Below are 23,850 nucleotides of genomic sequence, written 5' to 3' on the forward strand. Positions count from 1 at the left end.
AGGAAAAGTGGAAGGCTTCTTGCTTTAAGAGCGGTCTACTCTTGGATTGGACTGAGTTTGTCGAGGGTCAGGCCACTTTCGCCCAGATCATAGGTTTCACCGTTAATGACCTCTTGGCGGGTCGACAATTGGCCACCTTCACGGGTAAATAGCCTTTCACTGATCAATCGGCGGCCTTGATACTGGGCCATAGTGACTTTTATCTTGCCATTGCCGGCTTGTTGCCAGAAGCCCTTCTCGCTCAGCCCCGGCTGTCCATCACTGTAGCTGTACGCGGTGACCGCCGAGTGATCCGGCAGCAGGTTTAGTGTGGTTGTCAGGACTGTGACACCCAAATCGCTGTGGCCCTGATATTGGCCGACCCAATGCTGGGTAACATCGGTGGCTCCGAGTGTGGCGCAACCGGTATATTCCGTGCCTTGCCATATCAGCGTCGACTGCCAGCCATAAAGGGCATCGCTCATGGTGTCGTTGCACTGGGCCTGAGTCATGGTCAGGGTGAAGTCTCTCCCCTTGTAAGTTTGCTGCCCTGAGCGGATATCGCGGCTGGAAATCGCCTGCTGCTGGGTCGGGTAGCTGATCCGGCTGAGAGAAACGGTGTCCTCGGCGATTTCGACAGTCCAGCCTGGTTCATTGCCAAATGCCCGTGTCTTACGTGGCGGTTGCTGGCAGGCCTGATTCATCTCGCTGGCCAGTAAATTGATTTGTTTGACGTTGAAACGGGCATTGTAGCTGGCGGCAAATCCCTCTTCCGGTGCCGGTTCGAGATAACCGATAAACTCGCCGTACATCGGCTCGTATCCGCGTGGTGCGACCGCATTAGCGGCAGGCAGATCACCGGCTGGCAGATGCAGCCAATACTGTTGATTGCTACCACATGGCTGGATGCTGCGGCTTTCGTGGCCGAAGACGACCTGACCGCGCAGCATAAAAGCCTGTACCTTGCCGCTACTGGTGGACACGTCAGGGGTGGTTAGCGCTTCTTCTTCTGGCGTTGGACCGGTGGCAGGATCACTGGCACAGCCTGCTAGCAGCAGGGCGGCGGCTATTGGTACCAGGGGCAGTTGTCGGCATATCATCGGGATCCCTCGTTGTGATAGGCTGGGTATAAAGTCAGTTATACCAGATAAATAAAAGAGTATCAGAATGGCGTATTGGTTATTCAAGACAGAGCCGGACACCTTTTCGATAGACACGCTCAAGCAGCAAAAAGTTTCCTGCTGGGAAGGTGTCAGGAACTATCAGGCGCGAAATATGATGCGTGATGCTATAAAGCTAGGGGATCAGGTGTTGATTTACCATTCTTCCTGCAAGGATGTCGGTGTGGTGGGGATTGCCGAGGTGGTGCGCGAAGCCTATCCAGACCATTTCCAGTTTGATCCTGAGGGGCCGTATTTCGACCCGAAATCCGCCCCGGACAATCCGCGCTGGATCATGGTGGATATCGAATATCGCCGTCACTTGCGTCTTGTGTCATTGAAGCGGATGAAAGCCAATCCCGCTTTGTCTGAGATGCCGCTGGTCAAGCGGGGCAATCGCCTCAGTATCATGCCCGTTAGCGAAGACCAATGGCATGAAATCCTGCAGATGACCGGGCAGTTTTAACACCGCGGCACAAAAGGAAGCAGCTCAACTGCTTCCTGATCGTTTTTCCGCTGTGGGCCTTACTTAAGAAAACGTTCACTGAGGTAGTGGGCCACTGCCTCATCGCTGCAGTCGCCGATCATCTCGTTGTCGGGCAGGGCTGCCTTGACCTTGGCATGGGAAGTACCCATTACTAAGCCCTTGCCAGCCATGGTTAGCATCTCGACATCGTTCATCCCGTCACCGAAGGCAATACAATCAGCCAACGCATAGCCCTTTTCTTTGGCAACGGCTTCCAGAGCATGGCCTTTGGATACACCTGTATCCATGACTTCAAGACACCACGGGGTCGAAAAGGCGACATTGGCCTGGTTGCCAAACTCGGCGTTGATTTTATTTTCCCACTCCACCAACTTGTCATGATCGCGGTCGTCGCGGGTGAAGAAAAGCTTGGCCACGCCTTCTAGCGGTGGGTTCTCGACATCAAACAGCTGGTAGCTGAAGCTATCATGGAACTCGCGTAGGGTTGGATCTTCCTGGTTCAGCAGCCAATCATCGTTGCGGTAGATATGGATTCTCAGCTCCGGATCCTGTTTGGTCATCGCAATGATGCCGGTAATGACCTCGGGTTGGACATCCTGCTTGAAGATCACTTCGTTCTTGCAGTTGTGTACCCGGGCGCCGTTGGAGGTGATCATGTAAGCCGGGATCCCCAATTGCTCGCGCAGCCCCGCTACATCAATGTGGTGACGGCCGGTGGCGAAGATGAAGTCTTTACCCTGGTGGTGAAGCTGGTTGAGGGTATCTTTAGTAAATGGGGCAATCTTATGGTCTGGTGTTAGCAGAGTGCCATCCAGATCCGATGCAATAATTTGGTACATGAAACCTCTCGCGGTAGAAACAGAGGCCCAACGCCGAAGCACTGGGGGAACAGTGCAATATTAAACCAGTTCCCCCAAGAGAAAGGAGGCTATTTTATCCGTTGGGTATTTCCGCTTTCCGGAAATGCTCCAGGGCAGAGATCAGCGCCGGACTGCGGTAGGTATCGGTCTCGAACAGCAGCTCGTGGCGAGCGCCTTCAATAACCTTGAACTGGCAGTCACGGTTGGCTTGCACCATGGCCTGATGAAACTGTTGCTGGGCGGCATTATCGATGATGGTATCTTCGCTGGCCTGTAGCAGTAGGATCGGGGTGGAAATGCTGCCCGCCTCGCTGATGCAGCGCTTGGCCGCCGCCAAACCTTGCCACACCCAACGGGCGCTCGGGCCACCGACTTTCAGTTCCGGCTTGTGCTCGTAGAGATCTCGAAACCACTGGTAGCGAACCTTGCTCTGGGTCAACGGGTTGTTGCTAAAGGGTTTGGGGTAATAGGGAACCTGTCCCGGCGCATAGCTTGGCTGGCCCTGCAGCTGTTCCATCGCCCGGGCAAGGGGCGAGGCAATAGGGCGCATCCACTTGTTGATGTTGATGCCGTGCATCGGAGCGCTGAGTACTGCCCGCTCAATAGAACCGGGATGGCGGGCCAGATACAGGCTGGTAATTGTTCCCCCCATCGAGTGGCCGAGCATAAATAGCTGTTGGTAGCCTTTGGGCTTGACCACTGACTCGATGAAGGTGTCTAAATCGTTAACATAGTCATCGAAGTGGCCGACATGGCCCAACTCGGTATCTTCGGCTATTCGGTCGGAGACGCCTTGGCCCCTATGGTCAAGGGCAAAAATATCGTAGCCCTGGCGAACGAGGTCATAAAAAAGCTCTTGGTATTTCCAGTAGCTTTCAACCCGGCCGTTAACCACAATAATGGCTTTATCTGGATTGTTGCCGGTCAAGGCGACCCAGCCAATATTGGTGTGGTTGCTTCCCTGGAACATGCCCTCTTGACGCTGTTGCCACAGGTTGGCGACGGGCCCGGCCATGGTCTCTTCAAAGCAGCTTTCTTGGGATAGATCAAAAAAAGAGGGGGGCTGGACAGTCATTTATCATCTCGGTTAACAGCATCTGGGCCAAGTATAACCCAATGCCATACAAGATGTTGCCATAAGGCGCTACAGCTTTGGGGGGGATTAGATCCCCCCACTTCCGCCCGTACGCTTACTGCCGTACAAATTGGCTCAGAGCCTTCACCGTTTCGGTTAGAGCTGGATTTAGTGTCTTGTTGGCCGGGTAACATAACCCGAGCCGGCGAAACATCCGTGGCCCATCAAGCGGGACGGTGACCAGCTCCTTGGCGGTCTCCAGCACCCCGGTTGGTAGGAAGGAAATGCCAAGGCCGGCCTGTACCAGATGCATCACTTGAGTTTTATGCTCGGCCTTGGCAACCAGATTGACCGCCAGCCCGTCGCAGGCTAGTAGGCCGATAGTTTGCTGGTGGGCTTCGCACGGCGGGCATTCGATAAAATCATGCTGGTGGAGCTGTTCCGGTTTGACCTTGTCCAGTTTGGCCAGCGGATGGGATGGCAGCATGCACAGAACATAATCCTCCTCCCACAGCGGCAGAAAAATCTCACCGTTTTGTTTGAACATATCGAGCGTCAGGCGCGCATCCGCGGGCACATCATGATCTACCAATTCTAATAGTACATTCGGAATATGTTCATTGAGGCAGCGGAAAACCCTGGCAAGGGCGGCTTGGCTCAGGTCGGGGAAATTGGCTAACTTGAGTGGCAGGCACTCAGTGCGCTGCTGGAACAACACCGGTAGACGATTGACGTCCCCGAGCAACCTGACGGCCAGTGGATAAAGGTAATGGGCCTCGTCGGTCAGGTTGACCCCTTTCTTGTGACGCTCGAACAAGGTGGTATTGAGCTCAGCTTCTAGCTGTTTGATGGCGTTGGATATCGATGGCTGGGAGACAAAGCAGCGCTCGGCAGCGAGGGTGATGTTCTTCTCTTCGTAGACGGTGACAAAAAAGCGCAGGAGGCGGAGATCCATGGGAGTGCTCAAGCTGGCAAGTGATGGAGCTTATGATAGCAAAGCGCCTTGAAAAATAACGCTATTGAGGATGTGAGTGTGGGGCTGAAAATACAAAGCCGGGCATAAGCCCGGCTTTGGTAACAGAGTGTCGTGTTAGCCTACGCTGTAGTAGGTCGCAGCGCCTGGACCAACAGGCACACCGAATACGAATACCCATACGTAGAACATCAGGCTCCAGCCAACGATGAAGACGAGTGAGTAAGGCAGCATGGTGGAGATCAGCGTACCTAGGCCTAGGTTCTTCTTGTAGCGAGTTGCTACCGCTAGGATCATACCAAAGTAGCTCATCATCGGCGTGATAATGTTGGTCACCGAGTCACCGATACGGTAAGCCGCCTGAATGGTTTCCGGTGCATAGCCAACCAGCATTAGCATAGGGACAAAGATCGGTGCCGTTACCGCCCACTGTGCCGATGCCGAACCTAGCATTAGGTTGATGAAGCCACACATCAGGATGAAGGCAAAGAACAGTGCTGGGCCAGTCAGACCGATTGACTGCAGGAAGTCAGCACCGCCAACGGCGAACACCTGTCCGAAGTTAGTCCAGCTAAAGAAAGCCACGAACTGAGCGGCGAAGAACACCAGTACGATGTACATGCCCATTGAAGACATGGATTTTGACATCGCATCAATCACATCGCGGTCATTCTTCATGGTGCCGACAACTTTACCGTAGACAAAGCCAGGAACAGCGAAGAAAACGAAGATGAAGGCGACGATACCTTTCAAGAACGGTGAACCTGCAACCATGCCCGTTTCAGGGTGACGCAAGATACCATTTTCCGGCACGATGGTCAGTGCTAGCATGCCTGCCACAACAAGAGCGGCAAGACCTGCCATTTTCAGGCCTTTCTTCTCAAGAGCGGTGATTTTGCCAAGCTTGTCGCTACCGAGATCTTCACTGGCTTCTTCCGGGTTGTATTTACCCAGTTTCGGTTCAACAATCTTTTCGGTAACAAACGCACCCATGATGGTGATAGCAAAGGTTGATGCAAACATGAAGTACCAGTTAGCCTCAGGGCCAACAGAGTAGTTCGGATCGATCATTTGTGCTGCTGTCTGGGTAATGCCCGATAGCAACGGGTCAACCGTACCAAGCAGAAGGTTAGCACTGTAGCCACCAGATACACCGGCAAACGCCGCAGCTAGACCTGCTAGCGGGTGGCGGCCCAGAGAGTGGAATAGCATAGCTGCTAGCGGTACCAGTACCACGTAGCCTAGCTCAGACGCTGTGTTTGAAATGATACCGGCGAAAATAACCACGAAGGTTACCATGCGCTTTGATGCGCCCATAACCAAACCACGCATAGCTGATGACAGCATGCCTGAGTGCTCGGCAATCGCCACACCCAACATAGCGACCAGTACGGTACCTAGAGGGGCAAAACCGGTGAAGTTGGTTACCAAGTTAGCAACGATTCGTTGTAGGCCTTCTGCATTGAATAGGCTTACAACATGAATCATCCCGTCAGCAGCCCGGCCCGCTGCGCCTTCTGGGCGTGGGTCGACGACAGAGACGCCGAAGTAGCCGGCAATACCGGATAGCACCAGAATAGCCACACAGAAAAGGGCAAAAAGGGTAATTGGGTGTGGTAGCAGGTTGCCTAGCCACTCGACGGTATCTAGAAAACGGGTAAATAACGTTTTCTTCGGTTGTTGTTGTGTTTGCGGTGAAGCAGATGAATGCATCACGACCTCCATTTATCGTTTTAATCCCATCAATGGGTACATCTTTTGTCGCGTGGAAGGTTACGCCATTGTTAACGTCACAAACAAGATATAATTGTGTCAAAATATGTCGATTGCTTATTTTTTGTCTGGTTATTGTTAATTTTTGGTTTTTTTGTGCTGTTTGTGTGATGGTTATTCCGTTTGTTAGTGTTGATTTTTATGAAATAGGTTGTCCATTTTTGGTTTGTTAACCTTTGCTCAATAACCGGATATCAATTGATTAGAAATAGCAGCCCGAAAAAGCCGTGCTTATATTCACAAAAAGGGTAATTTTCCTCCAATTAAATTCGCCTGGTAGCATTATATTAACGGCCGGTTATCATTTTTAGTGGGGCACAGATTGGAAGTAAGGGTATCCATAGCTAAAACTTATGATAAGCAGAGGTAATCGATATTTTTCACTAAGGGATTAGACCGTTATAGTAGCGCCCATCTGCTGGTGGCCACTGGTAATATCCTGGCGGGAAAACGCCCGGGGTGATTGTCTCTTTCTATATAAGGTGAAACTATGTCTAAGTCTCTCGTTGTGATCACTGGCGCAAGTTCTGGTATTGGTGAGGCGACAGCCAGAACATTATCAGCACAAGGTCACCCTCTATTATTGCTGGCTCGTCGTATTGATCGAATGACGGCGTTGAGGCTGCCAAATACCCTTTGCCGCCAAGTGGATGTAACCGATGCCCCGGCATTTTCTGCGGCAATAGAGGAAGCGGAAGCTCAGTTCGGCCCGGTGGATTGTCTGATCAATAATGCTGGAATGATGTTGCTTGGCCTTGCCCATGAGCAAGATCCCGCTGAATGGAAAACGATGTTTGATGTTAACGTGCTGGGCCTGCTAAACGGTATTCATGCGGTGCTGGCCAAGATGAAAGCACGCCAGGGCGGGACCGTGATCAATATCAGCTCGGTGGCTGGTCGCAAGACGTTCCCTAACCATGCCGCTTATTGTGGTACCAAGTTCGCGGTTCATGCAATTACTGAAAATATTCGTGAAGAAGTGGCTGACGACAACGTGCGCTTTATTACGATTGCTCCTGGCGCGGTGGACACCGAACTGCTAAGCCACACTACCAGTGATGCGATTAAAGCGGGCTATGAAGAGTGGAAAGACGGGATGGGGGGAGTCATTGCGCCGCAGGATATTGCCAATGCCATTAATTATGCTTATCAGCAGCCGCAGCATCTGTGTATTCGTGAAATCGTGTTGGCTGCGACTCGTCAACAGCCATAAGGGTTAGCAGAGATGTGTTTATTCTGAATGTCAGTGTTGGGTGATTTTGTCTGCAAATCCACGCCTATTCAGTTACTTAATATTAATCGCCTGCTATATTCAAAAGGGTATCCCAACGGGATACCCTTTTTAGTTTGTGCAGTGAGGGGGCTGGGGTGAGGGAGAAGGTTCGTTTTTTTGATGTGTTGCGCTGTGTCGCCGCTGTCGCGGTGGTAGTCATACACGTACTGGGCCCTTATCGAGATCAGTTTGGAGTGATGCCCGATAGCGGTTGGGTAACCGCGACCACTTTTAATAGTTTCAGCCGCTGGGCAGTACCCATCTTTATTATGATCACTGGCGCCTTGATGTTGACTGACACCCGGCCGTTTGAACTTGGCTATTATGTCCGCCGTCGACTCGGTAAGGTATTGCTGCCTTTTCTGGTATGGTCGGTGTTTTATGCTTGGTTATCAGGCGTGTCGCCTGCGGGGTTTAATGGTGATGTGGCGCTCGAAACGTTAAAGGCACTGCCGGTACATGAAACCTACTACCACCTTGGGTTTTTCTATTACTTTATCCCGCTCTATTTCGTTGTGCCTTTCCTGCGCCACTTTGTCCAGCATTACGACAGGCAGACGACACTGGCCCTGACCTGGGTATGGCTGGCTCTGACAACCTCGTTCCTGTTCAAAATTGATGGCCCTTGGAACCATGAGCTGGTTTTGTATAGTGGTTACTTACTGTTTGGCTACTGCGTGTATCAGCTGCGTTGGCCGAGCTTGAAGTGGCTACTGCCTCTGGGTATCGTAGCGCTGCTGCTAACCGATGCCATGGTGTTGAGCAATAGTTTTGCTGCCGGGGAATACCAGGTTGGCCGCTGGATGTCTTACAAAACACTCAATACCGCGCTTATCGCCGCAATGATTTTTGCGCTGGGCAGGTATGTGGCAGATAAGATCAGCGAAGGCTGGCTTGATAAGCTGGCCTTTATGAGCCGCTATAGCCTTGGGATCTATTTACTTCACCCTATCTTTTTATGGCCAGTAAGGGCGTATGACTGGTACTTCCTGCCACCGGTGCTGATGATCCCGTTCTGGACGGTGATCATCACGGCATTGGCCCTTGCTGCCAGCTGGCTATTGGGAAAAAGCCCTAAAACCGCTTGGTTAGTGCCTTGAGTTTGAGGCCAAAAAGCTCACTCATCCCGGTGTCGAGCAAAGTGGCGGAATGTGACGCCTTGGTAGGTCATGATTCCCTTATCTCCTGGGTTAAGGGCATGGAAATAATGGATACCCACCATAAACTCACGTTTTGGCCCGCCTTTTGTCGGCTGCACATAAATCCAGTATTCCTCGTCGTCCTCCCCCTGGCGAGCACCAATAACCGGTGAGCTTTGCTTGTCGAGGATCTGGACTTCGGCTTGCTTTTCCGGGGCATTCTCACCCACGGTGTGTTGGCGGTAGACTCGGATGAAGCAAAATATAGCAATGGCTAGCAGAGCTAGGATGATAATGGGAACGCTGGTTGGCATAGGACTTCCTTGTTGTACGCAACGAGAACTCATTATTGGGCAAGTCTTGATTACTGGATATGATCAGTCGTAAAAAGCGTGATCGCTGCAAGTATGGTTTTAATGGATATACGACCCAGTCCTGCAAGTATTCCTTGGTGGTATCTGCGCTCTCTGGGAGACGCAGTACTTTGCTTTAGTGCAAAGTCGAGGTAAGTTAGTAGAAAGAGTGAGCAAGGAAGAGATTAGATGGCAAACATTGAGTTAGTGGTAACACGTTCAAGGCGGATTGAAAGCCTATTGCGTGAGCATTACCATGCTGAGGGCAAGGGCTTGCACCAGCTGATCACTAGTTGTGAAGAACGCCTGCCACACGAAATTATTCCAAAGTTACGTTTTATAGCTTCTGTCCGTAACAAAACCGTGCATGAAGAAGGGTATAAACTCGACGACAAGAAAGGGTTTATTGCTGCTTGTAATGCCTGCGAAAAGGAACTTACCCCGCGAAGTGGCCGTTTTGTCTGGACGGCAGCTGTATTATTGGTTGTTGGGGTGACTGCGCTGGCAATATGGTTCTATTCCCTTCATTGGCACCGGATCGATTTGACCCCTTAACGGGTGGTAAGGTCAACAGTCTGTGGTATAGACTTCTCTGGCGAATGGAATTTATTGGATAAAACAAAAAAGGTGCCGAAAGGCACCTTTTTTTTGAATTTTTTTTGCTTAATAAATCACTGGCAGCGTCATTAATCCGACAACCACTGCGATCATCATAAGGCCTTGTTTTTGTGAAGGTGTGAACATGCAGAGGCTCCTTGTAGCTGCTGAGTTGATGTTGTAAATAAGAATAGCACTTATTTTATGCTTTTATCAAGCTGAATTGTCATATTGTTGTCATAAAAATAATTTATGGAGGCTGGTTTGAGCCTTGTATGGTTAAGTGAACTGTGTTTTTTGGCGTGGTTGAAAATTGTTCTGATTGAGGTGGTTGATGGCTTGTTGTTTTTAATCTATTGGTTTTTATGTTTTTTTTATTGTGTAGTGGTTGTTTTTTTATTGTGATTTTTTGGTTTTTGTATTTTTGCTTTAAAATTGGCGTCAAGCGTCCTTGCTGATCGAAAGTGGTATTAATTGCTGTCTTTCAACTTGTCGATTAGTCACTTTTAACGAGCTATAAGCTTTTGAAGTGCATATTTGCGTTGGTTTTATGTATTTGCCTTAAGTGATTAGCGCTAAGTACTGTTTTTGACTGGGGCGTGGTTAAATTACGGTAAAGATATTTTTTTGTCTTTTATCTTTTTGTATTTTAGGGCTTTTAACTGTTGTTCTGGAGGGGGTACTCGGTGTTTTGGCTTTGCTTTTGAGTGTGCTGACTAGTGCTATAGACAAAAAAGAAGGTTTAAGCCATGCCAAACGTTTGCTATTTCGTTTTTCTAATCGGTGATATCAAGATGTTCATAGAAGATCCGCTGAGTTGATGATAAATATGATTCGCCGCTAGTTATTGACCTTCCTTGCTAGACAATCGCCTGTTAGATCCTAAACTGTGCTAGCCACTGAGTGCTCAGCATTTTGCCCTGTGCAATTCCATAATAATAACGGTGAAACTATGTGGGTTTGGTTAGCCATTTCTCTTTCTGCTCTTCTACACATCACAGCCGCGTACCATGGTCCCCGCTGGCAATTTTATCTATTCAAGCCTGTTACTTTGCTAATGTTGCTTGTCGTCGCGTGGCCGGCTGGTGATGGCGGGATCTATCACTTGGCTATCTTGTTGGGGCTGGTATTGTCTGTTGTGGGCGATGTTTTTCTTATGTGGCCCAAAGATCGGTTTATCCCCGGCTTGGTGGCCTTCGCCCTGGCGCATATCAGTTATTCTGTGGCGTTCTGGTCCCAGCTTGGTAGCCAGATTGTTTGGTGGCTGCCTGCTATGCTGGCTGCCGCCGGTGTGATTGTTTTCCTGTTGTTACTGCCCTCGCTGGGAAAGATGCTGATACCGGTTGCTGTCTATATTGCCGTTATCTCCCAAATGGCCTGGGCGGCCGGTGAATTTTGGCTAACCACAGCAACAACGCCGGCACTGTTGGCTTTTGTTGGGGCGGCAATCTTTATGTTTTCCGATCTCTGTTTGGCGATTGATCGCTTTCGTGGGCCGTTTAAAGCGGCAACCTCAATGATCATGACCAGCTATTTTCTTGCCCAGTCGTTATTTGTTGCCACCTTGCTGGCCGTGTAGTGACTGATAAATGAAACTATTCCAGCCATTAGCCTGTCTGTAGATCATACTGGTAGCAGGCAACAGGTATGGGGAAGGCTATGTCAGAAGTGTGGTGTAAAATCTACGATGCCGGTAACGCCCTTGAAGCGCATAGCCTTAAGGGGATGCTGGAAGCCAGGCAAATTGAGGTTCAGCTCAGCGGCGAGGGGCTAGGTGCCGCCGCCGGTGAGCTGCCAGCCAATGTGGTAGAAGTCGGCTTATGGGTAAAAGCGTCTCAGCAATCCAGTGCCCAGTTATTGTTAGAGCAGTATGAACATGCCGATCCGTCGGGGTGGTTCTGCCCGGTTTGTGGGGAGGCCAATGGCAGCCAGTTCGAATTGTGTTGGCAGTGCGGGCAGGACAGGTTGGCGGAGCTATAAACATACATATAAAATGCATTAATTTGTTTTTGGTCAAATATTCCGCTGCAGGTGGCCGTTACAATGGTGAAATTGTGCGGTGAAGAGAATACTTACGATGAGTGATAATCAAGTTCATGCCCATAACCTGTTGAATATGTTATTGGCCGCTGAAACCCCATATACCTTTGCTAGCCTGAAGCAGGCGATTGTTGCTGAATATGGCGAAGATGTGCGTTTCTATACGTGCAGCCAGCAAGACCTGACATTTGATGCTTTGATGACTTTCCTATTAGATCGTCGTAAGGTGCTACAGGACGGCGAGTATGTCGCGGCAAACCGTGAACGGATGTGCAACCACTAGTTCTGTTTTTAGTTGGCTAGCGCCCGCTAGCCGCTTTGATACATGGGTGGTAAAAATATCGCCACCCTGCTGATGCTTTGTTATACTCCTCCGCCTCTGATTGGCTTTCTGGCTGATCGTTCTTAATTCTTAATACTTCTTTTACTTTTTCTCTATCTGAGGTCTGCTCTGTGGAAATTATTTCTGCGGCGGTCATGCTATTTCTGATCATGGATCCGCTCGGCAATTTGCCGGTTATGTTGTCTATCTTGCGGCATATTGAGCCTAAGCGTCGTCGCTTTATTATGGTTAGGGAGCTGTTGATTGCTTTGGTGATCTTGCTGTTGTTCCTGTTCGGTGGCCAGAAAATGCTGAACTTCCTGCATGTCTCGACAGAGACCGTCAGCATCTCCGGCGGTATCATTTTATTCTTGATAGCGATTAGGATGATTTTCCCACAGCCCGGTGGGGTAACTGGACTTGCCGCGGGTGAAGAGCCATTTATTGTGCCGATGGCGATCCCGATGATTGCCGGACCGTCAGTGCTGGCATCGCTGCTGTTGTTATCGAATCAGGATCCAGGCCGTACTACGGATTGGGTGATTGCCGTGTTGTTGGCGTGGGGAGCATCATTTGTGATTTTGATGTTCTATGAAGTGTTCAACCGCTTACTTGGCGAGAAGGGACTCAAGGCCGTTGAGCGCTTGATGGGGTTGTTATTGATCATGATATCGACCCAGATGTTCCTGGATGGGATCCGAAAATTTTTCATGATGTCTTAATGGAAAAAGAGCGAGGTTATTAATCTCGCTCTTTTTTTTCAATTTTTGCTGGTTTTACATCATATGCTTGCGTCGGATATCAAGCAGGGCAAAAATGCCGAAGATCAATATTGACCACTTTTCCCAGCGGGTCATGGTAATTTTGTCACCGAAAGCACCGATGAAAATCAGCATTTGCAGGCCATGCATCATGAACAAGAACCCGGTCATGATATAGAGTGCCATTGCTGCGACCCCTGGAAACGGGTGAAAAATGTTGATTAGCAAAATCAGCCAGACAAAGCCGATCGCCGCTTTAGCAAGTAAAATCAGTGCTTTCATGCTCCCTCTCTTTCGAATAAGCGGTAACAGACCTGTCCCGCTGTTTTTTCCCTGTGAAGTTGCCAGTGGGCTGGCGTCACTGGTTCTCCGAATTCTTTTTCTGCTTCAATGTAAATAACGGCATGGGGCGATAGCCAGTTATTTAGTTCAAGCAGAGCTATCGCTTCATCAAGCAGGCCTTTGCGAAAAGGAGGGTCGATAAACACCACATCATGCGGGGTGCCAGACTGCTTTAAGAACGCCAGGCTGTCGGTATTGAGTACCTTGGCGTTGTCGGCATCGAGCGTTGCTCGGTTTTTTTCTAGCTGTTCAGCGGCTTTTTTGTCGAGCTCTAGCATGGTGACATGGCTAGCTCCTCGGGAAAGGGCCTCAAAGCTTAAACTGCCGCTGCCGGTGAACAGGTCAAGGCAGCGGGACTCAATAATGTCTTGCGCCAACCAGTTGAAAACGGTCTCTTTGACTCGATCTGTGGTCGGGCGAAGGCCTTCAACGTCGTGAACGGGCAGTTTACGCCCGCGCCAGCGCCCGCTGATGATCCTTACGAACCCGTCACGGCCACTGTTTGGCGTATTTTGCCCTGATTGTTGTCTGCGTCTTGTCATAGATTTCTTCGACCGTTTAGAAAATGATAGTATACCTAAACCCCTCGGCAGTATGCGAAAACAAGCATGCCGAAATTATGCCGCTGAGGGAATACACCTGTGTTTAGGCCGCAAATTGTACCAATCAAGCTCTAGGATTTGCCAATGGCAGAAAAAAAGAAACGCGGATTATTTTCGTGGTTGGGTTTTGGCTCTGAGGAGCAAACCGAACAAAATCAAGAACAATCAACTGTTTCAGCTGAAGCTGACGCGGTAAAAGAACAATCGAATGAACAGCTAGATGTTGAGGCCGCAGCGAAAGCAGCGGCGGACGCCGAAGCCGAGGCGGCAGTGAAAGCAGCGGCGGACGCCGAAGTCGAAGCGGCAGCGAAAGCAGCGGCGGACGCCGAAGCCGAGGCGGCAGCGAAAGCAGCGGCGGACGCCGAAGCCGAGGCGGCAGCGAAAGCAGCGGCGGACGCCAAAGCCGAAGCGGCAGCGAAAGCAGCGGCGGACGCCGAAGCCGAAGCGGCAGCGAAAGCAGCGGCAGAAGCCGAAGCCGAAGCTCAAGTGACTGCTGAGGAAGAAGCCAAGGCACAAGAAACCCGGTTGCAAGAAAATCAGTTACAAGATGCTGAGGCCCTGCAAGAAAAACCGAAGAGCGAAGGCTTCTTCGCCCGCTTGATGCGTGGCCTGAAGAAAACTAAGAGTAATTTCGGCTCGGGCTTTGCCAGCTTGTTCCGTGGCAAGAAAATTGACGATGATTTGTTCGAGGAGCTGGAAGAGCAGCTGCTGATGGCTGATGTCGGTATGGACACGACGCTTAAGATCATCGAAAACCTGACCGAAAAAGCTGATCGCAAATCATTGAAAGATGGTGATGCCCTGTATGGCCTGCTGAAAGAAGAGTTGGCCGACATGCTGGCCAAGGTCGAGCAGCCGTTGCTAATTGATGATGCTAAGAAGCCCTATGTGATCTTGATGGTTGGGGTGAACGGTGTCGGTAAGACCACTACCATAGGTAAACTGGCCAAGCAGTTCCAGAGTCAGGGTAAATCAGTGATGCTGGCCGCCGGTGATACCTTCCGTGCCGCGGCGGTTGAACAGCTGCAAGTTTGGGGTGAGCGTAACAATGTCCCCGTTGTTGCCCAGCACACTGGGGCTGACAGTGCCTCGGTGATTTACGATGCAATCGAGTCGGCCAAGGCGAAAAACGTTGACGTGGTGATCGCCGATACTGCCGGACGCCTGCAAAACAAAGGCAACCTGATGGAAGAATTACGCAAGATTGTCCGCGTGATGAAGAAGGTTGACGTGCATGCGCCGCATGAAATTATGCTAACCGTCGACGCCGGTACTGGACAGAATGCGATCAGCCAGGCCAAGTTGTTCAGCGAGGTGGCACCGGTGACCGGTATTACCCTGACCAAACTGGACGGCACCGCTAAAGGTGGTGTGATCTTTGCGATTGCCGATCAGTTCAATATTCCAATCCGCTACATCGGTATCGGTGAAGGGATCGAGGATTTACGCCCGTTTGCGGCGGATGAATTTATCGAAGCGCTGTTTAGTGACGAGGATTAAAGTGTGATTCGGTTTCAGCAGGTAAGTAAGGCTTATCGGGGCGGACGCCAAGCCCTGCAAAAGGTCGATTTCCATCTGCAACCAGCAGATATGGCGTTTCTGACCGGGCATTCGGGTGCGGGTAAGAGTACCCTGCTGAAACTGATCTGTGCCATCGAGCGTCCAAGTGACGGCAAGATCATATTCAATGGGCATGATATAACTCGTCTTGAGAATAAGCAGATCCCGTTCCTACGTCGCAATATCGGTATTATATTTCAGGACCATAAGTTGTTGATGGATAGGACTATCTACGACAACGTAGCGCTGCCGCTGCGGGTAGAACTGGCCACTGAGAATGAGATCAAGCGCCGAGTATCGGCGGCACTCGACAAGGTCGGCCTGCTGGACAAGGCCCGTTGTCTACCGGTCCAGCTCTCCGGGGGCGAGCAACAGCGGGTGGGTATTGCCCGGGCGATAGTCAACAAGCCGATGTTATTACTGGCCGATGAGCCGACCGGTAATCTTGACGCGGCGTTATCACGCCAGATCATGTCATTGTTCGAAGAATTCAACCGGGTCGGAGTCACGGTGCTGATGGCGACCCACGACACTTCATTGCTGACCACCCATCACTACCGCCGGTTGGATCTGCATCAGGGACAATTGAGGGAGTTAGCCAGTGGCGCAAAATAAAACCGGCTTTTTTGCCTTGCACAAACAGCAATGTAAGCAGTCACTCGCTGACATGATACGCCGTCCGCTGGGCAACATCCTGACCTTGGCAGTATTGGCTTTTGCCTTGACCCTGCCGACCAGCTTCTATCTGTTTGCCAAGAATGTCACTCTAGTGGCGCAGGTGTGGCAGAACCCGACTCAGATGACGGTATATGTAGAGCCGGGTACGTCGGCAGGACGGGTTAAGCAATTGCATGATGAACTGGTCCAATGGCCAGAGATCGAATCGCTGGAATCTATTTCTCCTGAACAGGGACTGGTTGAATTTCGCCAGCAGGCGGGGTTTGAACAAGCCCTGAGTCTGCTTGATGACAATCCGTTGCCTGCAGTGTTGATAGTCAAGCCGACCGAGGCTTGGCAACTGGATGCCAAGGCGACCGAACTCGCCTCGCGTCTGCGCCTCGAGAACGGGGTGGATGAAGTGCGTCTCGACAGCGATTGGCTCCAGCGTTTGGCTGCGATTAAGCAACTTGTGGTTATTCTGGCTATGATTATCTCCGGGCTGATGCTGTTTGCGGTGTTCTTGATTGTTGGAAATACCCTGCGTTTGCAGGTACTTAACCAGCGTGATGAAATTCAGGTCATGAAGCTGGTCGGGGCTACCGACAGTTTTATCCTGCGCCCTTATCTCTATACCGGTGTTTGGTATGGTTTGATCGGCGGTGTGGCGGCATGGGTCCTGACTGCATTGGTTGCGATGCTGCTGGATGGCGCAGTAGCCCACTTGGCTAATTTGTATGACAGCCCGTTTAGAATGGTCGGTTTTAGCTGGGATGAATCATTGATTTTGTTGATGATATCGGTTTTTCTTGGCTTATTGGCTGCGCGTTTGTCTGCCGGGCGTCATTTGAAAGAAATTGAACCTATCTGACATTTTTAACTCTACAAATAGTGTAAATTACGCGGCTTACTTGCAATGGGGCCTATTTTACAGGCATCATTGGCGGTTCATGCAATTTCGCATTGGTACAAAAAATAAACGAGGTTTGTTGAATGACAAAAGAGATGACTTCAATGGCTCTGGTTACTGCAGATAGTCTGGATAGTTATGTCCAGAGCGTTAACGGCTATCCTATGCTGTCGGCGGAGCAGGAGCGCGAGTTAGCTGAGCGTCTTCATTTTGATGGTGATCTTAATGCTGCGAAAGCATTGGTTATGTCTCATCTGCGCTTTGTTGTTCACATCGCTCGTGGCTATTCTGGCTACGGCTTGCCAATGGCTGATTTGGTTCAGGAAGGCAATATTGGCTTGATGAAAGCCGTCAAGCGATTCAATCCGGAAGTCGGGGTTCGCTTGGTGTCATTTGCTGTTCACTGGATCAAAGCTGAGATCCATGAGTATGTTCTACGTAACTGGCGTATTGTTAAGGTTGCGACAACCAAAGCCCAGCGCAAATTGTTCTTTAACCTTCGTAAGGCCAAAAAGCGTCTTGGTTGGTTCAACAATGATGAAGTCGCGATGGTCGCCGAGCAGCTCGGTGTTGAGGCGAACGAAGTTCGTGAAATGGAGTCCCGCCTTGCAGCCCAAGATCCGGCTTTTGAAATGCCAGCCGAAGATGATGATCGCGGCATTAGCTACAGTGCTCCAGCGTATTATCTTGAAGATAAGTCATCGGATGTAGCCTTGAGCGTTGAGGAAAACAACTGGGAAGCCCACGCGAATAACCGTTTATCCAACGCCCTATCTGGCCTTGATGAGCGAAGCCAGCACATTGTGCGCTCGCGTTGGTTGGAAGATAGCAAGTCGACCTTGCAAGAGCTGGCAGAACACTACCAGGTTTCAGCCGAGCGGATCCGCCAGCTAGAGAAAAATGCGATGAAAAAGCTTAAGGAAGCAGTGGGGGATTTTGCCTGAGGATCTTCGGCAAACTATCCACAAATCGCGAAGAGATAAAACCAGCCATAGGCTGGTTTTTTTGTGCCTAAAATCCGGGAGATACCTCACAAAAACAAGGCGAAATGTGAAGTTAAAAGGGTTTTATCCACAGCTTTTTGCATGATCCGATCTACATGTAGTGGATCCAATTTTCACAAAACACATTATCAACGCAATCCACAGCGTTGTCCACAGCTGGTGGTGTTTTAATCATCTTGAGGTCGGGGGATTGGCTGCTCTTATTGTCAGCCCTTGCCATACGCGGCTTCAGCTTCGTTTTTCGTTTGGCTGATATCCCTATTTATTCGATGGGGTTGTGAGTAACTTGATCGGTTACAATGGAAAAATAAGATGGTGTGAGAGGGTTTCAGCCAAAACGGACGATCGTCACATTTTTCCTGGGCGGGTGTTCCCGCCTGTTGATCAATACCAATAAGAGTCAGCGTAATTATGGATCAATTTGAACATATTTCTGCCGAGCAGGCCCATGTCTTGCTTACGAAGGATGGCAGCGAAGCGGTGCTGGTGGATATCCGCGATCCTCAGTCCTATGCCCTTAGCCATCCTGAAGGCGCGTTCCATCTAACTAATGATACAATGGTCGCGTTTATGGATGAGGTTGATTTCGAGCAACCTGTGATTGTGATGTGTTACCACGGTGTCAGCAGCCAAGGGGCAGCCCAGTACTTGCTTCATCAGGGCTTCGATTGTGTCTACAGCCTCGATGGTGGGTTTGAGGCCTGGAAACGCAGCGCATTTCCGTGTATCCAGATGGCCTGATCCCAAAGACGGCGGCGGGACAGGTATCGCTTGGCTTCATCACTTGATGTAGCCGAAAGTCTTTCACTGTGGAGATTGATATGCACCGCTTAGCCGGATTGAACAACCCCCGCCAGGCGCAGGCGTTTATTGATTATATGGCCTCGCGTGGTATTTCGCTGGTAATGGCACCCGAACCCGAGGGGCTGTTTGCCTTGTGGCTGGAAGACGGACAGCATTGGGTGGAAGTAGAGGCTGAGCTCAACCAGTTTCTTTCCAATCCCTCTGATCGTAAGTACCAGGCAGCATCATGGGAGGTGGCTGAAAGTCGGACCGCCAAATTCCATTATCGCAGCCCTAGTTTACTCGGTTTGGTACGCGCCCAAGCCGGGCCGTTCACGCTCTTGGTGATGGCTGTTTCGGTCGTGATTTACCTGCTTTGGCTACTGGGATTGCAACAGCCCGTTTTTGCCCTGATGCACTTTCCGTTGATGGAGGGAGATGAGTGGCAGCTGTGGCGCTTTTTCTCCCATGCGCTGATCCACTTCTCGACCCTGCACGTGATCTTCAATTGTCTGTGGTGGTGGATCCTAGGTGGCCAGCTCGAACGGCACAGTGGCAGTGCTAAGCTTCTTCAGGTTTTTCTGATCTCGGCGTTGATCTCAGGGTTTGCCCAATTTTGGTTCCATGGCCCGAACTTCGGCGGCTTGTCTGGCGTGGTCTATGCCTTATTGGGTTATATTTGGTGGATGGGGTGGCTGGCGCCGCAACGCGGCTTATCCATTCCCAAGCCTTATGTCGTCTTTATGATCGCCTGGTTGGTGTTGGGGTTTGCCGATGTACTGGGCATGTCCGTAGCCAATATGGCCCACCTCTTTGGCTTGCTCAGTGGCTGTGCCCTGGGGTGGGTGGATGCGAAGTTACGCCGATAGGTCTATGTTGGCGCTAAAAGAAGGTGAATATCTGTAATAGGGTGTTCACCTTTTTTGTTGATATATCAAGCTAGTCCATACTTTCAGTAAAATCCCCCGCATATTGCTCCCAAGGCAGCGATTTAATCTGCATATTTGACATCATTCACATTTTCTTACCTTCATTAGAGCAATAATTTGCATACGTTGAGTGAAATTGATTACTTTCGCTCGCCTGGTATTCGTTTGTACCCATACCATCGAAAAAAATTATAAAAAGGAATATTCTATGTTTGGTCTTTTCAAACCGGCAATGCATCGGGCGCGTCTTCCTGATGGCCAGGTCGACTCCACCTACCAGCGTCTGCGTTGGCAGCTTTTCGCGGGTATCTTCTTTGGCTATGCCGGCTACTACCTTGTTCGTAAAAATTTCAGCCTGGCCATGCCTTACCTTATCGAAGAATACGGTTACAGCCGCGGTGACCTGGGTGTAGCACTGGCTGCCGTTTCAATTGCTTATGGCTTGTCGAAATTCTTGATGGGGAGTGTGTCTGACCGCTCTAACCCACGCTACTTCCTTGCAGCTGGCTTGAGTATGTCGGCGATTGTGATGTTGTGCTTCGGCTTTATGCCTTGGGCAACGAGCAGTATTGCGGCCATGTTTATTCTGCTGTTTTTGAACGGTTGGTTCCAGGGGATGGGCTGGCCTGCTTGTGGCCGTACCATGGTGCATTGGTGGTCGCGTAAGGAAAGGGGGGAAGTCGTTTCGGTCTGGAACGTTGCTCATAACGTGGGCGGTGGTTTGATTGGTCCGATGTTCTTGCTTGGTCTTTGGGCATTCAATGATGATTGGAGATCGGCGTTCTATGTACCGGCTTTCTTTGCCTTGCTGGTGGCCGTATTTACCCTGTTGGTAATGCGCGATACGCCGCAGTCTTGTGGCCTGCCTTCAATCGAAGAGCATAAAGACGACTACCCGGATAGCTATGACGCTTCCCACGAAAAAGAGATGACCGCCAAGGAAATCTTCTTCAAGTATGTATTTAACAACAAACTATTGTGGTTTATTGCGATTGCCAATGCCTTCGTTTATCTGATCCGCTACGGAGTATTGGACTGGGCGCCGGTGTACCTGAGCGAAGTGAAACACTTCACTGTCGACAAATCATCTTGGGCTTACTTCCTGTACGAGTGGGCAGGGATCCCGGGTACATTATTGTGTGGTTGGATGTCGGATAAATTCTTTAAGGGCCGTCGTGCACCTGCTGGTATTCTGTTCATGGCATTGGTGACCGTTGCGGTACTGGTTTACTGGTTCAACCCAGCAGGCAACCCAACCGTGGATATGGCAGCATTGGTTGCTATCGGCTTCCTGATTTATGGCCCTGTGATGCTGATTGGTTTGTATGCACTTGAACTGGCACCGAAAAAAGCAGCGGGTACTGCGGCAGGTCTGACTGGCTTGTTCGGTTATCTCGGTGGGGCGGTAGCCGCTAACGCTATTTTGGGTTATACCGTTGACCACTTCGGTTGGGATGGCGGCTTTATGGTACTGACGGCATCTTGTGGCATGTCTATCTTCTTCCTGACTTTGGCATTGATTGGTGAAAGCCGCTTGCACCGTGAGAAAGAAGCGGGTCAGCTGGAACAAAATGCATGATTGGGAGCGCCATCATTGGCATCTTGATTAGACCCTAGGTAAGATGACAAGGCTTCGCATTGTGCGGAGCCTTGTTGTTTTACAAGCTGAACTTGGCTTATTGATATCGATTGCATAAGACAGTTTGTTAGGTACCAGGCCATAGCGAAAGGGAGCCGCGTCAGTCGTGAAGCAGAGTAAACGTCACCAGGAAATAATTGATCTTGTCAAAACCCAAGGCTACGTCAGCACCGATGACTTGGTTGAGCGGTTTAATGTGAGTCCGCAGACTATCCGACGGGATCTCAACGAGTTGGCGGAAGACAATAAGATCCGCCGTCACCATGGTGGAGCGACTATCCCATCGAGCTCAGTTAATACCTCATACAGCACCCGTAAAGTGATGCAGCTGGCTGAAAAAGACAACATTGCCCAGGCCATGGTTGCCCATATTCCAGATGGTGCGACCTTGTTCATTGATATCGGCACAACGCCGGAAGCCGTCGCCCGTGCATTGCTCGACCATAATGATCTACGCATTGTGACCAATAACCTCAATGTCGCGAGCATTTTGACGGGTAAGGATGACTTCCGGGTGATCCTTGCTGGTGGCGAAGTGCGTAACCGTGATGGCGGCATCGTGGGTGAAGCAACGTTGGACTTTATTTCCCAGTTCCGCCTCGACTTTGGCATTTTGGGTATAAGTGGCATTGATCTTGACGGCTCGTTGCTTGACTTTGATTACCACGAGGTACGGGTGAAACAAGCGATCATCGAAAATAGCCGCTGTGTGATGCTTGGGGTCGACCATACCAAGTTCGGTCGAAATGCGATGGTTAACCTGGGTGATATCAGCCAGATCGATATGTTGTTTACCGACCATACTCCGCCAGAAGAATTGGCCAAGCGCCTGGCCGAGCATGAAACGCACATTGAAATTATTTGTTAATCCATCAATGTCATTGGCTTAGAGGCCAACTCACCCCTTCTGTACGAACGGGCTGCTGAATAAGCAGCCCGTTTTTTTTCACTAAAGTTCCATGTTGATCATAATTAGTTAAACATTCGAGCATAATAATGATGATCTCAATCAATTATTTGTCTATAGTGCTCGATATCGAGCATTTATGCGCGAAAAAGAATATTTGGCGAAAGTCGTAGTCGAGGTGGGGAAATGGCAGCAAATAACGAAGTGTTGGATCTGATTGTCGTCGGTGGCGGTATCAATGGAGCGGGGATTGCCGCTGATGCCGCTGGACGTGGCTTGCGTGTCGGCCTTTATGAGGCGCAAGATTTTGCTTCGGCGACATCGTCGGCCAGTTCGAAGCTGATCCATGGTGGCCTGCGCTACCTTGAGCACTACGAGTTTCGTTTGGTTGGTGAAGCGCTGGCCGAGCGAGAGGTACTGCTGAAAAAAATCCCTCACATTGCCCGTCCGATGCGCTTTCGTTTGCCGCACCGCCCACATCTGCGTCCGGCTTGGATGATCCGTGCGGGCCTGTTTCTGTATGACCACCTTGGCAAGCGCACTACGTTGCCAGCGAGCTGCGGTCTGAAATTCGGTGCCGATTCGGTACTGGTACCGGAAATTACCAAAGGGTTTGAGTATTCAGATTGCTGGGTGGATGATGCGCGTTTGGTGATCCTGAATGCGATGGAAGTCGCCCAGCGCGGAGGTGAAGTCCGTAATCGCTGTATGGTCGAAGCGGCTGAGCGGGACGGCGAGATATGGCGCGTCACGGTGCGCAATACCTTGACGGGCGAAGTATTCGAGCGTCGTTGCTATGCACTGGTCAATGCAGCTGGCCCATGGGTGAAAGCGTTTTATGATCAGAGCTTGTCGCTGCCATCACCGCGTAATATTCGTTTGATCAAAGGCTCGCATATTGTGGTGCCGCGGGTTCACGGCGAGGAGCAAGCGTATATTCTGCAGAATGAAGATAACCGTATTGTGTTCGTGATCCCGTATCTTGACCGGTTCTCGATCATCGGTACCACGGATGTGGAATACAACGGTGATCCGCGCGAAGTGGCGATTGATGAGAATGAAATCGGCTACCTACTTGAGGTCTACAACAATCACTTCGTCAACAAGCTTGGCCGTGATGATGTGGTGTGGACCTACAGCGGGGTACGTCCGCTGTGTGATGATGAATCTGACTCGCCGCAGGCTATTACCCGGGATTACACATTGGAGCTAGAGCAGGAAGGCCAACAGGCTCCGCTATTGTCGATTTTCGGTGGTAAGTTGACGACCTACCGTAAATTGGCCGAGACGGCGATGGTCAAATTGGCACCTTTCTTCCCGCAGATGCAGCCGCCGTGGACGGCGGATGCCTATTTACCGGGTGGGGCCGCGGGCTTTGATGCCAAAGCGCAGGCCGCTGATTTGCAGCAGCGCTTCCCGTGGTTACTGGCCGTAGCCGCCGAGCGAATGGCGACCAATTACGGTAATCTCAGCACGCAGCTGTTTGAGGGCGTCGCCAGCGAGGCAGATATGGGGCTGCATTTTGGGGCTGGTTTCTATGCCAAGGAGCTGGATTACTTACTGCGAGATGAGTTTGTCCAACAGGCTGATGATGTTTTGTGGCGCCGCAGTAAGCTCGGGCTGTATTTGGATCAGGAGCAGCAGCAGCAGATCGCCGACTACATTGCAAATTGGCTATCGGTTCAAAATGCGGCTTGATCAGTAAACCGTTACCCAACCAAAAAG

General features: G+C 50.5%; 25 protein-coding genes. 17 read left to right on the forward strand and 8 right to left on the reverse strand.

Annotated features, from left to right (window positions below):
* Nucleotides 1-35 precede the first annotated feature (35 nt).
* Nucleotides 36-1,079 carry a COG3650 family protein gene (locus ACVA53_RS03095; protein WP_446504473.1) on the reverse strand — a complete coding sequence of 348 codons (1,044 nt, stop codon included), beginning with the start codon at nt 1,077-1,079 and terminating at the stop codon, nt 36-38.
* A 67-nt stretch (nt 1,080-1,146) separates the two neighbouring features.
* Here ACVA53_RS03095 and ACVA53_RS03100 point away from each other — a divergent pair, with 67 nt between their 5' ends.
* Nucleotides 1,147-1,605 (forward strand): EVE domain-containing protein, encoded by a 459-nt coding sequence (locus ACVA53_RS03100; RefSeq protein ID WP_255040263.1) that lies wholly within the window; start codon nt 1,147-1,149, stop codon nt 1,603-1,605.
* 59 nt (nt 1,606-1,664) lie between these two features.
* Here the strand turns inward: ACVA53_RS03100 and ACVA53_RS03105 are convergent, their stop codons facing one another.
* The 4 genes from ACVA53_RS03105 to ACVA53_RS03120 all read right to left on the reverse strand — a co-directional run bounded on the left by ACVA53_RS03105 (nt 1,665) and on the right by ACVA53_RS03120 (nt 6,247).
* Entirely contained in the window at nt 1,665-2,465 is an 801-nt protein-coding gene (locus ACVA53_RS03105; protein WP_255040264.1) for a Cof-type HAD-IIB family hydrolase, read from the reverse strand.
* A 94-nt stretch (nt 2,466-2,559) separates the two neighbouring features.
* Entirely contained in the window at nt 2,560-3,561 is a 1,002-nt protein-coding gene (locus ACVA53_RS03110) for an alpha/beta fold hydrolase (RefSeq protein WP_446504474.1), read from the reverse strand.
* 115 nt (nt 3,562-3,676) lie between these two features.
* A complete protein-coding gene (locus ACVA53_RS03115; protein WP_255040266.1) occupies nt 3,677-4,516 on the reverse strand; it encodes a LysR family transcriptional regulator in 840 nt (279 codons plus the stop codon).
* Nucleotides 4,517-4,651: 135 nt separating this feature from the next.
* The gene (locus tag ACVA53_RS03120) at nt 4,652-6,247 is read right to left on the reverse strand and encodes an AbgT family transporter (RefSeq protein ID WP_255040267.1); all 1,596 of its coding nucleotides are present in this window, start codon (nt 6,245-6,247) and stop codon (nt 4,652-4,654) included.
* Nucleotides 6,248-6,797: 550 nt separating this feature from the next.
* Here ACVA53_RS03120 and ACVA53_RS03125 point away from each other — a divergent pair.
* Both ACVA53_RS03125 and ACVA53_RS03130 read left to right on the forward strand, forming a co-directional pair.
* Entirely contained in the window at nt 6,798-7,520 is a 723-nt protein-coding gene (locus tag ACVA53_RS03125; protein ID WP_446504475.1) for an SDR family oxidoreductase, read from the forward strand.
* Between the two features lie 155 nt (nt 7,521-7,675).
* Nucleotides 7,676-8,680, forward strand: coding sequence for an acyltransferase (locus ACVA53_RS03130; protein WP_255040269.1), 1,005 nt, complete (start codon nt 7,676-7,678; stop codon nt 8,678-8,680).
* Nucleotides 8,681-8,697: 17 nt separating this feature from the next.
* Here the strand turns inward: ACVA53_RS03130 and ACVA53_RS03135 are convergent, their stop codons facing one another.
* Nucleotides 8,698-9,033, reverse strand: a complete 336-nt coding sequence (locus ACVA53_RS03135) for a DUF2500 domain-containing protein (protein ID WP_255040270.1) — start codon at nt 9,031-9,033, stop codon at nt 8,698-8,700.
* A 228-nt stretch (nt 9,034-9,261) separates the two neighbouring features.
* On the opposite strand from ACVA53_RS03135, the gene ACVA53_RS03140 reads away from it, so the two are divergent.
* From ACVA53_RS03140 to ACVA53_RS03160, 5 genes are all read left to right on the forward strand, one after another.
* Nucleotides 9,262-9,627, forward strand: coding sequence for a DUF4145 domain-containing protein (locus ACVA53_RS03140; protein ID WP_255040271.1), 366 nt, complete (start codon nt 9,262-9,264; stop codon nt 9,625-9,627).
* 994 nt (nt 9,628-10,621) lie between these two features.
* Entirely contained in the window at nt 10,622-11,248 is a 627-nt protein-coding gene (locus ACVA53_RS03145) for a lysoplasmalogenase (protein ID WP_255040272.1), read from the forward strand.
* An 80-nt stretch (nt 11,249-11,328) separates the two neighbouring features.
* On the forward strand, nt 11,329-11,649 hold the full coding sequence (locus tag ACVA53_RS03150; RefSeq protein ID WP_255040273.1) for a putative signal transducing protein: 321 nt from the start codon (nt 11,329-11,331) through the stop codon (nt 11,647-11,649).
* 97 nt (nt 11,650-11,746) lie between these two features.
* Nucleotides 11,747-11,992, forward strand: a complete 246-nt coding sequence (locus ACVA53_RS03155) for a YecH family metal-binding protein (protein WP_255040274.1) — start codon at nt 11,747-11,749, stop codon at nt 11,990-11,992.
* A gap of 170 nt (nt 11,993-12,162) precedes the next feature.
* Nucleotides 12,163-12,753, forward strand: coding sequence for a YhgN family NAAT transporter (locus tag ACVA53_RS03160; protein ID WP_255040275.1), 591 nt, complete (start codon nt 12,163-12,165; stop codon nt 12,751-12,753).
* Nucleotides 12,754-12,807: 54 nt separating this feature from the next.
* Here the strand turns inward: ACVA53_RS03160 and ACVA53_RS03165 are convergent, their stop codons facing one another.
* On the reverse strand, nt 12,808-13,074 hold the full coding sequence (locus ACVA53_RS03165) for a DUF1145 domain-containing protein (RefSeq protein ID WP_255040276.1): 267 nt from the start codon (nt 13,072-13,074) through the stop codon (nt 12,808-12,810).
* Nucleotides 13,071-13,676, reverse strand: a complete 606-nt coding sequence (gene rsmD / locus ACVA53_RS03170) for a 16S rRNA (guanine(966)-N(2))-methyltransferase RsmD (RefSeq protein WP_255040277.1) — start codon at nt 13,674-13,676, stop codon at nt 13,071-13,073. The genes ACVA53_RS03165 and rsmD overlap by 4 nt, the downstream gene beginning before the upstream one ends.
* 144 nt (nt 13,677-13,820) lie before the next feature.
* Here rsmD and ftsY point away from each other — a divergent pair, with 144 nt between their 5' ends.
* The 9 genes from ftsY (at nt 13,821) to glpD (ending at nt 23,823) form a co-directional block, all read left to right on the forward strand.
* A complete protein-coding gene (ftsY, locus tag ACVA53_RS03175) occupies nt 13,821-15,236 on the forward strand; it encodes a signal recognition particle-docking protein FtsY (protein WP_446504476.1) in 1,416 nt (471 codons plus the stop codon).
* Between the two features lie 3 nt (nt 15,237-15,239).
* Nucleotides 15,240-15,911, forward strand: coding sequence for a cell division ATP-binding protein FtsE (gene ftsE / locus ACVA53_RS03180; protein WP_255040280.1), 672 nt, complete (start codon nt 15,240-15,242; stop codon nt 15,909-15,911).
* Nucleotides 15,898-16,824, forward strand: a complete 927-nt coding sequence (ftsX, locus tag ACVA53_RS03185; protein ID WP_255040281.1) for a permease-like cell division protein FtsX — start codon at nt 15,898-15,900, stop codon at nt 16,822-16,824. The genes ftsE and ftsX overlap by 14 nt, the downstream gene beginning before the upstream one ends.
* 122 nt (nt 16,825-16,946) lie before the next feature.
* Nucleotides 16,947-17,807, forward strand: a complete 861-nt coding sequence (gene rpoH, locus ACVA53_RS03190) for an RNA polymerase sigma factor RpoH (RefSeq protein ID WP_255040282.1) — start codon at nt 16,947-16,949, stop codon at nt 17,805-17,807.
* Nucleotides 17,808-18,278: 471 nt separating this feature from the next.
* A complete protein-coding gene (gene glpE, locus ACVA53_RS03195; protein ID WP_255040283.1) occupies nt 18,279-18,608 on the forward strand; it encodes a thiosulfate sulfurtransferase GlpE in 330 nt (109 codons plus the stop codon).
* An 80-nt stretch (nt 18,609-18,688) separates the two neighbouring features.
* Nucleotides 18,689-19,519 (forward strand): rhomboid family intramembrane serine protease GlpG, encoded by an 831-nt coding sequence (gene glpG, locus ACVA53_RS03200; protein WP_446504477.1) that lies wholly within the window; start codon nt 18,689-18,691, stop codon nt 19,517-19,519.
* A 268-nt stretch (nt 19,520-19,787) separates the two neighbouring features.
* Nucleotides 19,788-21,158 carry a glycerol-3-phosphate transporter gene (gene glpT, locus ACVA53_RS03205; RefSeq protein WP_107349721.1) on the forward strand — a complete coding sequence of 457 codons (1,371 nt, stop codon included), beginning with the start codon at nt 19,788-19,790 and terminating at the stop codon, nt 21,156-21,158.
* 166 nt (nt 21,159-21,324) lie between these two features.
* Nucleotides 21,325-22,086, forward strand: a complete 762-nt coding sequence (locus ACVA53_RS03210) for a DeoR/GlpR family transcriptional regulator (protein ID WP_446504478.1) — start codon at nt 21,325-21,327, stop codon at nt 22,084-22,086.
* A 225-nt stretch (nt 22,087-22,311) separates the two neighbouring features.
* Entirely contained in the window at nt 22,312-23,823 is a 1,512-nt protein-coding gene (glpD, locus tag ACVA53_RS03215) for a glycerol-3-phosphate dehydrogenase (RefSeq protein WP_446504479.1), read from the forward strand.
* Nucleotides 23,824-23,850 lie beyond the last annotated feature (27 nt).

This window comes from Photobacterium sp. DNB23_23_1, from assembly GCF_052873815.1.

What these genes read in the sequence shown, in the direction of transcription:
- ACVA53_RS03095 (WP_446504473.1), bottom strand. Translation starts at nt 1,079, where the DNA reads ATGATATGCCGACAACTGCCCCTGGTACCAATAGCCGCCGCCCTGCTG.
- ACVA53_RS03100 (WP_255040263.1), top strand. Translation starts at nt 1,147, where the DNA reads ATGGCGTATTGGTTATTCAAGACAGAGCCGGACACCTTTTCGATAGAC.
- ACVA53_RS03105 (WP_255040264.1), bottom strand. Translation starts at nt 2,465, where the DNA reads ATGTACCAAATTATTGCATCGGATCTGGATGGCACTCTGCTAACACCA.
- ACVA53_RS03110 (WP_446504474.1), bottom strand. Translation starts at nt 3,561, where the DNA reads ATGACTGTCCAGCCCCCCTCTTTTTTTGATCTATCCCAAGAAAGCTGC.
- ACVA53_RS03115 (WP_255040266.1), bottom strand. Translation starts at nt 4,516, where the DNA reads ATGGATCTCCGCCTCCTGCGCTTTTTTGTCACCGTCTACGAAGAGAAG.
- ACVA53_RS03120 (WP_255040267.1), bottom strand. Translation starts at nt 6,247, where the DNA reads ATGCATTCATCTGCTTCACCGCAAACACAACAACAACCGAAGAAAACG.
- ACVA53_RS03125 (WP_446504475.1), top strand. Translation starts at nt 6,798, where the DNA reads ATGTCTAAGTCTCTCGTTGTGATCACTGGCGCAAGTTCTGGTATTGGT.
- ACVA53_RS03135 (WP_255040270.1), bottom strand. Translation starts at nt 9,033, where the DNA reads ATGCCAACCAGCGTTCCCATTATCATCCTAGCTCTGCTAGCCATTGCT.
- ACVA53_RS03140 (WP_255040271.1), top strand. Translation starts at nt 9,262, where the DNA reads ATGGCAAACATTGAGTTAGTGGTAACACGTTCAAGGCGGATTGAAAGC.
- ACVA53_RS03145 (WP_255040272.1), top strand. Translation starts at nt 10,622, where the DNA reads ATGTGGGTTTGGTTAGCCATTTCTCTTTCTGCTCTTCTACACATCACA.
- ACVA53_RS03150 (WP_255040273.1), top strand. Translation starts at nt 11,329, where the DNA reads ATGTCAGAAGTGTGGTGTAAAATCTACGATGCCGGTAACGCCCTTGAA.
- ACVA53_RS03155 (WP_255040274.1), top strand. Translation starts at nt 11,747, where the DNA reads ATGAGTGATAATCAAGTTCATGCCCATAACCTGTTGAATATGTTATTG.
- ACVA53_RS03165 (WP_255040276.1), bottom strand. Translation starts at nt 13,074, where the DNA reads ATGAAAGCACTGATTTTACTTGCTAAAGCGGCGATCGGCTTTGTCTGG.
- rsmD (WP_255040277.1), bottom strand. Translation starts at nt 13,676, where the DNA reads ATGACAAGACGCAGACAACAATCAGGGCAAAATACGCCAAACAGTGGC.
- ftsY (WP_446504476.1), top strand. Translation starts at nt 13,821, where the DNA reads ATGGCAGAAAAAAAGAAACGCGGATTATTTTCGTGGTTGGGTTTTGGC.
- rpoH (WP_255040282.1), top strand. Translation starts at nt 16,947, where the DNA reads ATGACAAAAGAGATGACTTCAATGGCTCTGGTTACTGCAGATAGTCTG.
- glpE (WP_255040283.1), top strand. Translation starts at nt 18,279, where the DNA reads ATGGATCAATTTGAACATATTTCTGCCGAGCAGGCCCATGTCTTGCTT.
- glpG (WP_446504477.1), top strand. Translation starts at nt 18,689, where the DNA reads ATGCACCGCTTAGCCGGATTGAACAACCCCCGCCAGGCGCAGGCGTTT.
- glpT (WP_107349721.1), top strand. Translation starts at nt 19,788, where the DNA reads ATGTTTGGTCTTTTCAAACCGGCAATGCATCGGGCGCGTCTTCCTGAT.
- glpD (WP_446504479.1), top strand. Translation starts at nt 22,312, where the DNA reads ATGGCAGCAAATAACGAAGTGTTGGATCTGATTGTCGTCGGTGGCGGT.